At 48.5% G+C, this 12806-nt stretch carries 7 protein-coding genes; 5 read left to right on the top strand and 2 right to left on the bottom strand.

The window, feature by feature from the left end:
• The first annotated feature begins 381 nt into the window (after positions 1-381).
• From abc-f to CRO25_RS22555, 4 genes are all read left to right on the top strand, one after another.
• Positions 382-2268 carry a ribosomal protection-like ABC-F family protein gene (gene abc-f / locus CRO25_RS22540; protein WP_079696533.1) on the top strand — a complete coding sequence of 629 codons (1887 nt, stop codon included), beginning with the start codon at positions 382-384 and terminating at the stop codon, positions 2266-2268.
• A gap of 464 nt (positions 2269-2732) precedes the next feature.
• Positions 2733-3767: a phenylalanine--tRNA ligase subunit alpha gene (gene pheS / locus CRO25_RS22545; protein WP_079696534.1), complete on the top strand. Its 1035-nt coding sequence runs from the start codon at positions 2733-2735 to the stop codon at positions 3765-3767.
• Between the two features lie 72 nt (positions 3768-3839).
• Entirely contained in the window at positions 3840-6293 is a 2454-nt protein-coding gene (pheT, locus tag CRO25_RS22550; protein ID WP_079696535.1) for a phenylalanine--tRNA ligase subunit beta, read from the top strand.
• A 138-nt stretch (positions 6294-6431) separates the two neighbouring features.
• The gene (locus CRO25_RS22555; RefSeq protein WP_079696536.1) at positions 6432-9152 is read left to right on the top strand and encodes a hypothetical protein; all 2721 of its coding nucleotides are present in this window, start codon (positions 6432-6434) and stop codon (positions 9150-9152) included.
• Between the two features lie 104 nt (positions 9153-9256).
• Here the strand turns inward: CRO25_RS22555 and CRO25_RS22560 are convergent, their stop codons facing one another.
• The gene (locus tag CRO25_RS22560) at positions 9257-9640 is read right to left on the bottom strand and encodes a cytochrome C oxidase subunit II (RefSeq protein WP_079696537.1); all 384 of its coding nucleotides are present in this window, start codon (positions 9638-9640) and stop codon (positions 9257-9259) included.
• A 205-nt stretch (positions 9641-9845) separates the two neighbouring features.
• Positions 9846-10211: a phage holin family protein gene (locus CRO25_RS22565; protein WP_053780442.1), complete on the bottom strand. Its 366-nt coding sequence runs from the start codon at positions 10209-10211 to the stop codon at positions 9846-9848.
• A 187-nt stretch (positions 10212-10398) separates the two neighbouring features.
• Here CRO25_RS22565 and CRO25_RS22570 point away from each other — a divergent pair, with 187 nt between their 5' ends.
• Positions 10399-12768, top strand: a complete 2370-nt coding sequence (locus tag CRO25_RS22570) for an endonuclease MutS2 (protein ID WP_079696538.1) — start codon at positions 10399-10401, stop codon at positions 12766-12768.
• Positions 12769-12806 lie beyond the last annotated feature (38 nt).

Below are 12806 nucleotides of genomic sequence, written 5' to 3' on the forward strand. Positions count from 1 at the left end.
ATTCAAAACCTTTGCTTTTTCCCCATCATCTGGTACAATAACGGAGAAATCGATACTACACATGAATGAGAGGTAACCATACGTCCCATGAAGTAAAACACATGAATTGAACCCCAGTAACTGCAGAGAGTTTACGACGCAGTCAGCCAAAAAGCGGCTGAGCAATGAGGGGATTCGTGTGTCCAAATTCAGCTATGGGATCAGGTATGGAAACAGGCAGGCTGTTCTGGCTTTGCTTGTGTGTACCCTTTTAAGGGTTCTTTGTTCATACCGTGGAGTATCTTATGCTTGTTTTTTGACGCTTTATCCAATCCTGAATTGCCTACCGCCGGCTGATGCCAGCGGTTTTTTTATTTTGAATTGCAGGAAGGATGAGGCCTCATGATGACATTGGTACGCCTACATGAAGTATCGAAAGAGTGGAACGGGAATGAGTTGTTTGCAGGATTGAATCTCGAAATAAATGAAGGTGAGCGGCTCGCCATTCTAGGTCGCAACGGCTGTGGCAAGACCACCTTATTAAGCATCATACTTGGAGAAGAAGAGGGTGGTGGACGCATCGAACGTCACATTCCGCAGCAGGAGTGGGGTTTCATGCGCCAGCGCTCATTGATCAAGCCTGAGATGAATGTGCTTGATGCTGTCCGGCAGGAAAGTGGACGGATTTACGAAGTAAAGCGGGACCTGGAATTACTGGAACAACGGATGAGCAACAGTGGAGCGGCAGATGAGCAGCGGCTGCTCGAAGCTTATACGATAGCGATGGAGCAATATGAGCAATTGAACGGGTATATGTGGGAGACTGAGGTAGAGAAGGTACTGACTCGTCTGGGGTTATCGTCGGAACATTGGAATCGGCCGTATCATTCTTTGAGTGGTGGGCAAAAAACGAAGGCCCGTCTCGCAGGATTGCTGGTCAGTAAACCCAAATTTCTGATTTTGGATGAACCGACGAATCATCTGGATGAAGAGAGCATGCGCTGGCTTGAAGAATGGCTTTCGGCCTATGCTGGAACATTGTTGTTTGTTTCTCATGACCGGACCTTTATTGATCAGGTCGCAACGGGTGTCATTGAGTTTAGTCCGGATGCACTGACCAAATATAAAGGTGGTTACACTGATTACAAAGGCCATAAGAAACGCGAATTACGTGAGCAGGAAGCAACCTATCGCAAGCAGGAGCTGGAACGGAAAGCGCTAGAAGAGACGATTCGCAATTATCAGCAGTGGTTTCATCAGGCTCATAATTCAGCAAGCGATGTGGAAGTGAAAATAACTCAGAGCTTTTACAAAGCGAAAGCCAACAAGAACATTTCCCGCTACCATGCCAAGCAAAAGCAACTGGAGCGCCTGGAGAAGGAACGCGTGGATAAACCCCGCGAAGCTGCAAAATTGAACATGGAGCTGCAGGTGAACACGCTGGCTGCCCGCCAACTCCTTGCACTGGAAGACGTTAGCTTTGCTTATCCGGGGAGCCCGACATTGCTTCACAATCTCCGGATTGCAGTCGAACGTGGAGATCGTCTTGCCGTACGTGGTCCGAATGGCACAGGCAAGACGACACTGCTCAAACTGATGATTGGAGATCTGGAACCATCCCAGGGCAAAGTGACACGTCATCCACAACTGAAGATCGGTTATTTTTCGCAAGAGCTTGAGGGGTTACCGGAAAGAGAGACACTTCTGGACAGTTTGCTCAGTCTTCCATCCATGACACAAAGTGCTGCACGTACCATTCTCGGATGCTTTTTATTCTCAAGAGATGATGTGTTCAAGCGTATTGGGGATTTGAGTATGGGAGAGAAGTGCAGAGTTGCATTCCTGCGGTTGTACTTCGGGGGATCTAATGTACTGGTGTTAGATGAACCGACCAATTATCTGGATATTGACACACAGGAAGTGATGGAGAATATATTGAAGCAGGCATCCGGAGCACTGGTACTCGTATCCCATGACCGTATGTTGACCAAAGTACTCGCCAGCCGCTTGCTTGATCTAGAACCCGGTGGGAAGGCTACACTGTATGAAGGCGGAGTGGAGGACTGGGAGCAATCCATCAAACTGCGAGAGTCTGCCCTTGAGGTTCGGGAGTCAGATGATGAACGGCTGCGGCTTGAAATGCGTTTATCCGAATTGTTATCTCCTATGAACAGTGGGGGCAATGATGTGTTGACTAAGCCTGATGATGTAATTGAACGGGCGGCTGAAGTTGCCGAGGTTCGCGAAATTCAGCGTCGTTTGAAACAGTTGCACGAGCTGCGAAAATAGAAGTAATTGATTGACGAAGCTTATGCCGTTTTACTTTTTGGCTTAACGTTTGATCATGCGGCTTTACAGCTTGCTATTTCGGGCGATTTTGCATATAATAATGGACGATCATCAGTAAATTTGAAGGTTTATCTGACATGCAAACGTGATGATGGAGACAAGTAAGCAGTGCCTCTGTACAGGGAGGAAGCGCCGTAGATTGAGAGCGTTTCTGTAGAACAAGGCTGCTGAAATTCACTCCGGAGCGGTTCCCTGAACCATATCTTGCGATTCATCGCAGGAGTCAGTAGGGGGTAACGGTTAACGGTCGTTATTCCGTATAGAGTGAGGCAAACATGTTGCAGGCCGGAAGGGCCGGGCAGCAATGAATGTCTAACAAGGGTGGTACCACGGTCTTTTCGTCCCTTCAGGGGAGAGAAGGCCTTTTTTTGTTGCATTAAACCACATAAAGGGGGCATTTACACATGAAAGAACGTTTGGAGGCATTAAAGATCGAAGCGTTGGAGCAACTGTCTGGCGTGAACGATCCACAGACGCTGAGTGATCTGCGTGTAAAGTATTTGGGGAAAAAGGGTGCATTGACCGAGATTTTGCGCGGTATGGGTACGCTTAGTGCAGAGGAACGTCCGGTGATTGGTCAGGTTGCCAATGATGTTCGCGGGGCGATTGAAGAAGTCATTGATAGCAAGCAGGAGCAGTTCCAGAAGGAAGAGACGGCGAAACGTCTGCAATCCGAAAAAATTGATGTGACCCTGCCAGGACGTCGCGGACGTCAAGGCGGACTGCATCCACTGACCAAAGTGGTACAGGAAATCGAAGATATTTTCATCGGTATGGGATACCGCGTAGCGGAAGGTCCTGAGGTTGAAATGGATTATTACAACTTCGAAGCACTAAATCTGCCGAAGAACCACCCGGCGCGTGATATGCAGGATTCTTTCTATGTAACAGAAGATCTGTTGATGCGTACGCATACGTCTCCGGTTCAGGTTCGTACGATGCAAAGCATGAAAGGTGAAGTTCCTGTTAAAGTCATCTGTCCGGGTAAAGTATACCGTCGTGACGATGACGATGCGACGCATTCGTTCCAGTTCAATCAGGTAGAAGGTTTGGTTATTAGCGAGAACATTCGCATGAGTGACCTGAAAGGTACCTTGCTGCAATTCGTACGCGAAATGTTCGGTTCACACACCGAAATTCGTCTCCGTCCAAGCTTCTTCCCGTTCACAGAGCCAAGTGCTGAAGTGGATGTGACTTGTGTGCAATGTGGTGGCAGTGGCTGTCGGGTATGTAAACAGACAGGTTGGCTTGAGATTTTGGGCGGCGGTATGGTTCACCCGAAAGTGCTCGAGATGGGCGGTTATGATCCGGAGAAATACAGTGGGTTTGCATTCGGAATGGGCGTAGAGCGTATCGCCATGCTGAAATATGGCATTGATGATATTCGTCATTTCTACAACAGTGATATGGCGTTCCTGAAACAATTCGGACGACTGTAATTACCGAAGTAGCATACAGGGCGAACGCCCTTCATTTGCAACACCAATTCATAGATTAGGAAGTGAACGTCCATGAGAGTATCGACAGATTGGCTGTCTGATTATATCGCGCTGGAAGGCGTGGCACCGCAGGAGTTGGCAGAGAAATTCACCCGTGCGGGGATTGAGATTGATGTAGTGGAGAACCGGAACCAGGGCGTGAACAAAGTGGTTGTTGGTTACGTGAAGAGTAAGGAGAAACACCCTGACGCTGATAAGCTGAATGTATGTGTGATTGATGCCGGACAGGAAGAAGATCTGCAGATCGTATGTGGTGCGAAAAATGTGGATGCCGGTCAAAAGGTAGTCGTTGCCCTGGTAGGAGCGAAGCTCCCTGGTGGACTCGATATCAAAAAAGCCAAGCTGCGCGGCGTTGTTTCCCTTGGCATGATCTGCTCTGCGAAAGAACTGGGCATGAACGACAAGTTGCTGCCGAAGGACCAACAGGAAGGCATTCTCGTATTGCCGGCACAAACGGAAATTGGCACACCAATCAGCCAAGTGCTTGGTCTTGACGATCATGTTCTTGAACTGGACCTGACACCGAACCGCTCCGACTGTTTGAGCATGCTGGGTGCAGCTTATGAAGTGGGTGCAATTCTTGGTCGTGAAGTGAAACTGCCTGATCCAACTCAAAAGTTGGTGGAAATCGGTGATGCGGCTGCGAATCATATCTCGGTTGAGATTACGGCTGGCGAACAATGCAGTCATTATGCAGCCCGCTATGTAACTGGAATCAAGCTGGGAGCTTCCCCGCAGTGGATGCAAAACCGTTTGATGGCCGCTGGCATCCGTCCGATCAATAATATCGTTGACATCACGAACTATGTCATGCTGGAATACGGACAGCCGCTGCATGCTTTTGATGCAGATAAGCTGGAGAAGGGCCATATTGAAGTGCGGATGGCCAAAGAAGGCGAAACGATCGTGACGTTGGATAGCCAGGAGCGCAAGCTGGAGCCGCATATGCTGCTCATTACCGATGGCGTGAAACCGGTAGCCATTGCGGGTGTTATGGGTGGCGAAAATTCCGAGGTAACGGAAACCACAGTGAATCTGTTACTGGAATCCGCCAAGTTCGACGGCGGAACCGTTCGGAAAACGTCGCGCCAACTGGGGCTGCGTTCCGAAGCAAGCATGCGTTTTGAGAAAGAAGTCGATCCGGCTGCTGTCATTACGGCATTGAACCGTGCGGCTGAATTGATTCAGCGTTATGCGGAAGGCGAAGTTCATCAGGGGATCGTGGAAGCTGGAACAGCCGCAGCGGATAAACATATTGTGCAGCTGTCGCTGGATAAACTGAATCGCTATCTGGGAACCGAGTTGTCCCTGCTTGAAGTGAAAACCATCTTCGCTCGTTTGCACTTTGCATGTGGTGATGCGCAGCAGGGTCTGCTTGATGTTGAAGTGCCTAGCCGCAGAGGGGATATTACACTTGATGTGGATCTGTTTGAAGAGATTGCCCGTCTGTATGGATACGACAATATTCCAACCACGTTGATCGAAGGACCAACAACACCGGGTGCTTACACGCGTTCACAAGCAATGCGCCGTACCATTCGTGGTTTGTTTGCAGGTAGTGGCTGGCAGGAAATGATCAGCTATTCATTCGTACACCCGGATAAAGTATCCTTGTTCCCTTCTCTAACAGAAGGCAGTAAAGCCGTGAAGCTGGCTATGCCAATGAGTGAGGACCGCAGCGTGCTTCGTAAGAGCATCTTGCCGCAAATGCTGGATGCCACGGTGTATAACATGAACCGCAAACATGATTCACTGGCTGTATTCGAAGTAGGTAGTGTGTTCTTCACTGAAGAAGAAAAGCTGACGAAGCAACCGCATGAAATTCCGGTCCTGAGCTTGTTGCTCACTGGAAATCGTGCATCCCAGCAGTGGAATGTGGGAGTAGAGAAAGTGGACTTCTTCGATCTGAAAGGTGCACTTGAGAACCTGTTCGCCTATGTGGGCCTGGAGCAGCGCATTCGCCTGGTAGCAAACAGTCCAGAAGGCTTCCACCCTGGTCGTTCCGCATCGGTATACCTTGAAGCAACAGATGGCGGAGAGGGCAAACTGATTGGTACGATGGGTCAATTGCATCCTGAACTGCAACAGCAATATGATTTGAACGATGTATATCTCGCAGAGATCGGGCTTGAAGCTATCTATAGTGAAGCGGATGCGGATATCCGTTATCGTGAGCTTCCACGATTCCCGGCAGTTGAGCGGGATATCGCAGTTGTTGTGAGTAAAGATATCGAAGCTGGGGATATGCTGCGTTCGATTCGTGAATCTGCTGGCGAACTGTTGCAAACCGTACAGGTATTCGACGTATTCACAGGCAGCAAGTTGGGTGAAGACAAGAAGAGCGTAGCGATGGCTCTCGTTTATCGCAACCGTGAACGCACATTGACGGATGAGGAAATTACTGAGGTTCATGCTCGTGTTGTTGCTCGTCTGGAGGAGCAATTTGGAGCCGAATTGCGTAAATAGAACATAAGTCAATTTTTTGAACAAAGATTAGCAGGAATTGCTTGAAGTCACATCGAATCCTTAGCATTAGAGGATCGATGTGACTTTTTTTGTTTTACAGCTTAGAATCAACATACAGACTTTAAGGAGGGCACAACTGTGACTATACCTGATCGTACACGCGTCACCGTAGAGATCTACGGGACTTCCTATAAACTGGTTGGCAGCAGTGCCGACTATATGAAACAAGTAGCTAACCTGGTGGATGAGCGAATGAGCGCCATCTCCAAACATAATTCCCGACTGGATACCCCGCGTATTGCAGTTCTGGCAGCTGTACATATGGCTGAGCAGTCTCTTCAGACTCAGGAAATTCGGAATGAGCTGAAAATGCTGACCGGTGAACGTACCGAAATGAGAAATGAACTCAATCGGCTGAATGCCATACAAAATGAACATCAGCAGGAACTGGAACGCCGTGACCAAGAACTCGCTGAAGCAATGAAGCTTAAATCTGAGGCGGAACAGGCCATCGCGAAGCTCCAGAAGGATCAGCAGGCAGAAGTAGCCAAGCTGAATACATTACTGGAGCAGGAACGCGCTCAGGCAGCAGGTCGCGAGCAAAAGCTTCAGGCTCAAACTGCGTCGCAACTGAAAGTGGCTGAGGAGAAGGCACAGGCGCGTCTCAAAGAAGCAGAAGAAAAAGCAGCGAATCAACTCAAGAATGTACAGACTCAGGCGGCAGCTCAGCTGAAAGAAGCACAGACACGTTCAGCAAATGAGTTGCAGCAAGCCCAAGCCAAAGCGGCTGCACAATACAAGGAGCTGCAGGATAAGACGGCAGCTCAACTGAAAGAAGCCGAAGCTCGGGCCGTGGCAGAACGTCAAAAAATTGAGGTGCAGGCTGCACAGCAAGTACAAACGGCGAAGGAGCAAGCAGAAGCGGCAATTTTGTCTGAATTGGAACAAGCCGAGTCTCAGTTGCAAAAGGTTCAGGAAGAAGCCCAGCTTCAATACCGTGAACTTCAGTCCGAGATGAAGCAGCGTATACAGCAGGCAGAGCAAGCTGCCGTCAATCAAGCTCGAGAACTGACTGAGAAGGCAAAAGAAGAACAAACCGCACTGCAGCAACAAGCAGAGCAGAAGCGACTGGCTGAGATTGAACAGCTGAATGCAACGTTCAAGGAGTCATCCGAACTGGCGGAATTGGAATGGATGGAAAAAGAAGCATCTTATGAAGAACAGCTTCAGCAAATCCATGAAGCAGCCCAGACTCAGGCGAACGAAGCTGCGGCAACTGCTGAAGCTTTGCTACAAGAAGAGCAAGGCAAGCTGAAGCAGCAGTTGGAAGAAGAACGTAAACAGGCCAAATCGCGCTTAATCGATGTTGAAGGCCAATTAGCCGAGGTACGCAAGCAGCTCAAGAATGCTCAAGAGGTTGTTGTGGATCAGGAGCAACAGCTCCAACACGAGCGTAATCAAACTGAAATGTTGCGCAGTGAACAAGCCGTATACAAACAGGAGCAAGATGTTCAGCTTCGTCGAATTACGGAATTGGAGCAGCAGCTGGAACAACTAAAAGCGGATAGTGCTCTGCTGACTGAACAACTCCGCAACACAGAAGCTGAGGCCGAACATTTCCGGGAAGCGGAACAGCAATGGAAACAGCAGTATAACGAGACCGTTGAACGTGAATCTTCTCTGACAGCACAACTGCGAAAAGTACAGGATCAGCACGGTCAGCTTGAACAGGAAATCAAAAAACTCCGTGAAGCCGAAGTGAAGTCCGAGGATGAGCAGCGCAGGCTGCAAAAAGTGCTTGAGCAGGCCCATGCGGCAGTACGCACATTGCAACATGAACTTGGTGCACTGACGCAGAGCGAGCAGTCTTGGAAAGAGCAGGCTGAACAACGTCTGATCGAGATCGGCGAATTGGAGACTCAGGTACTTGAAGCTGCAGAACAGAATGAAACGTTAGAGTCTGGTGTACAGTCCCTTCATGATGAATTATCCGTTGTTAAAGAAGAAGCTCGTCACGCCAGCGAAGAAGCAGAACGTTATCTTGCGCAAGCTGGTCGTCTGGAGCTACAACATAAAGAGCTTGAAGGTGAATTGAATGAAGCTCGTGAAGAACTGAACAAGCTGCAGGAAAATTATAAACAAATCCGTAAGGATTATGGTGATGCACTGCAGCGTGAAGAAGACTATACTCGCAAGCTGAATGAGATGAGCGAAGAAAAGAAAGAAATCGTGCGTGCGCTTGAAGAATCAAGACAGAATGCTAATCAGCTATCTGGGCGTATCGATGAACAAGGTAGCATACTGACTCAGACAGAAGAAGAAGCACTTGAGTGGCAGATTAAGCATGAAGAATTGTCTGCCAAACAGGCAGAGCTCTCCTCTCGCCTGAAAGAGCTGACTGATCGGGAAGTTGAGCTAAGCTCAAGAGTAGCACAAGCAGAACAACAAGCGGAACAACAAGATCAGGTTTGGCAACGTCGTGCAGATGAATGGGCGGCTCAGGAACAGTCCTGGCAAGATCGATGGACTACACTGGAGAATGAATTGAATCTCTGGCAGAAAGAAAGTGCTGCCAGTGTGGAGAAGGTAGAAGAGCTGGAACACGAGCGGCAGCAGCTTGCCCAGCAGCGTGCGGAAGCAATCGAAGAAAAGCAGACGATGGAAAATGAACTGCTGGATATCGGTGAGCGGTATGAACTTGCGGCCAATCAGTTACGTTTGCTGCAGGTTGAACGTGAGATGGAGCAGGAGAAGGCGGAGCAACTGAATACAGATTACCGCCAATTGCGGGATGAATATACGAAATTGCAGACGGAATATAACGAATGGATTGAATTGATTGAGCAGGATCAGACCTAGCTGATGATTATGTCATAACTGGAATCCTGGACAGCGCACTCTTGTACAATTTGTTATAATGAAGAAAGAGCTCCCGTCGCTACGGGGGCTCCTTGTCTTGAACACTATTCTTCAACAATAATTTTGGAGATCATACTGCCGTGACCGCTTCCGCAATAGACGGAACAGGACATTTCAAATTCCCCTGCTGTGTCGGGAGTAATCACTTTGGAATTGTTCCTGGTATCCAGCCGAAGGTTCAGCTCAGGCACGAGAACACCATGGTTTCCGTTTGTATTTTCATAAACAATCTTAACCGGGACACCTTTTTTTAAATGGTATTCAGGTTGGTCAAATTCATAGTTGCTTGCTTTGATCACCAGTTCTTCGCTTGCAGTTGCACCCGAGTCGGACTCGCCGTTTGATTCTGCGGATTGTCCAGTTCCACCACATGCAGCAAGGACCAGAATCAACATACAGGCCGCAAGCCATGCCATGCCTTTCTTCATCATTTGCCTCCTCAAAAAGCGTGATATGGATAAAATTTGAATGATTTCTCCAGTCATCATACCGCAAATTGACGATGCCTGTACATGCTGCCTATGTCGTTTTTTTGAACATCAGCATGCGCACAACCTAAAAAAATAAACCTCATCAGGCGTTTAAGCCATCAGAGGTTTAGGGGAAGCCTATGGGGAGTAGGTACGTTGGAGCCTATGCGTGATCTTTGGATCTTCTTCCGGCATCAAAAGGGGTGGAAACCGGGATGAACAGATCAATGATCCCAATGACCAATGCAGCCAGAACAGCACCAAGCAGACTGACATGTACATGATCTACGACATATTGACCAATCCAGATCACCAGTGCGCTGACGATGAAGCCGACTATACCGCGGCCAAAAGGATTAACCCTTTTACCGAAGATGCCTTCAACAACCCAGCCAAGCAGAGCGATAACCAGAGCAAGCATCAGCGCGCTCCAGAAACCACCGACGGCGAATCCGGGTACGATCCAGCTGACGACCATCAATACAATTGCGGCGATGATAAATCGCACGACATGTCCCAGAAAATTCATGGTGTTATACCTCCTTTATTCAGATCGGATTGAGCATTGTACATCCTGTTCAATGGTGAGGTTGCACAATCCTGACACCTGTAGTTTGCGGCGCTATGTCCCAAGTTATGTGTGGAAGGATTCGTTAAATAGCGCTAGAAAGTTTCTTTCGTTATAATACAGTTATAGTTTGGAAGGAGTTGTACACTTGGACACGAAAATTTTGAAAACATTGGAATATCGCAAAATTTTAAATACATTGCAAAGCTTTGCCCAGACTACGATGGGAAAAAAGAAAGCGGAACAATTGGAGCCGATCAGTGAACTGGAAGAAGTGAAGAGACTGCTCCAGCAAACCGATGAAGCTTTTATGTTTGATCGTCTGAAAGGCTCTCCATCTTTTGGGGGAATTGTGGATATTACCGCTTCGATCAAACGCGCCGAAATAGGGGGCACGTTGAACCCGCATGAGTTACTGGGAATTTCCAACACCACTTTTGCAGCACGTCGATTGAAACGTCAGATCGCTGCACTCCACGATGATGAAAAGGTGGAATCGATTTTCTACATCAGTGATCAGTTATCTGAGCAAAAAACGCTTGAAGATGCAATTCGTATCTGTATTGACGACAATGCCGAAGTCTCAGATAGCGCGAGTGTAACACTGGCGCAGATTCGTCGTGAGCTGCGCGGCGGTGAAGCTCGCATCCGTGAGAAACTGGATTCGATGATCCGTTCTTCTACAGTATCCAAAATGCTGCAGGACCAGCTGATAACCATTCGGGGAGACCGTTTCGTGATTCCCGTGAAATCGGAATATCGCTCTTACTTTGGCGGGATTGTCCATGATCAATCCGGTTCAGGAGCAACGCTGTTTATTGAGCCAGAATCCATCGTTGCGATGAATAACAAATTGCGCGAGACCCGAATCCGGGAAGAACGCGAAATTGAAGTGATTTTGCAGAAATTAACGGCACTTGTCAGTGAACAGGCAGAGTGGTTATTGGTTGATGTTGACCTGCTGGGATCGCTGGATTTCATATTTGCCAAAGCACGTCTTGCCCGTGAATTGAAAGCCACATTGCCACGCATGAACGATCGCGGATTCATCAAGCTCAAAAAGGGACGCCATCCGCTGATCTCGATTGAAAATGTGGTGCCAACCGACATTGAACTCGGCAACGATTATACGTCCATTATCGTAACGGGTCCAAATACGGGTGGTAAGACAGTAACACTCAAAACGATTGGTTTACTGAGCCTCATGGCAATGTCAGGTTTGTTTGTTCCAGCGGAAGATGGCAGCCAGTTATGTGTTTTTGATGCGATTTACGCGGACATTGGTGACGAACAGAGCATTGAACAGAACCTGAGTACATTCTCCAGTCATATGACGAACATCATTCGGATACTGAAGAACATGACAACCAAAAGTCTGGTGTTGCTTGACGAACTTGGGGCAGGTACCGACCCGGCAGAAGGTTCTGCACTGGCGATCTCCATTCTGGAGCATATGCATCAGACCGGATGCCGCATGGTAGCAACAACGCATTACAGTGAGCTGAAAGCTTACGCTTATGAGCGAAAAGGTGTTATTAATGCCAGCATGGAATTCGACGTTAATACACTGAGCCCTACCTACCGACTACTCGTCGGTGTGCCGGGACGGAGTAACGCGTTTGCAATTGCGGAGCGGCTAGGTCTGCCAGGATACATTCTGGATTACGCGCGTGGCGAAGTGAAAGAAGAAGACCAGCGTGTAGAGCATATGATCGCTTCCCTGGAAGAGAACCGGCTTACTGCGGAGCAAGAACGTGAGAGTGCGGAACGTCTGCGCCAGGACATGGAGAAATTGCGCAGCCGTCATCAAGCCGAACTGGAGAAGCTGGAACAGCAGCGTGACCGACGCATTGAAAAAGCGGAAGAAGATGCCCGCAACATTGTGGACAAGGCCAGAGCGGAAGCTGAGAAGATTATAACTGATCTTCGTCAGCTCGCTATGGAAGAAGGCGCATCCGTGAAGGAGCACAAACTTATTGCTGCTCGCAAACAACTGGATGAAGCTGAACCTGAGAAACGCAAGAAGACGGCTAAGCGCACTTCAACGGCAACGAAGTCTCGGGCCATCGGACCGGGCGATGAAGTTCTTGTCTACAGTTTGAATCAAAAAGGTCATGTGGTGGAGATGTCAGGCACCAAGGATGCCATGGTTCAATTGGGGATCATGAAAATGAAAGTATCCCTGAATGACCTGGAATTACAGCAGTCTGCACCAGCAGAAGCCAAACCGAAGCAGAAACCGGTAACCGGCGTGAAACGAACTCGCGATAACAATGTGAAAAGTGAACTGGATTTGCGGGGGACGAATCTGGAAGAAGCCTTGATGGAGACAGATCGTTTTATCGACGAAGCTTTCCTTGCTAATCTGGGTCAGGTGTATATTATTCACGGTAAAGGAACAGGAATTTTGCGTTCCGGTATTCAGGATTACCTGCGTAAGCATAGACATATAAAAAGTTACCGGCTGGGCAATTACGGAGAAGGCGGAAACGGTGTGACCGTCGCAGAATTGGAATAGCCCGACCAGGAATCAAAGAAGTTCTGCCGCCTGAGTGA

The sequence above is a fragment of the Paenibacillus sp. RU5M genome (assembly GCF_900221055.1).
Lineage (GTDB): Bacteria > Bacillota > Bacilli > Paenibacillales > Paenibacillaceae > Paenibacillus > Paenibacillus marchantiae.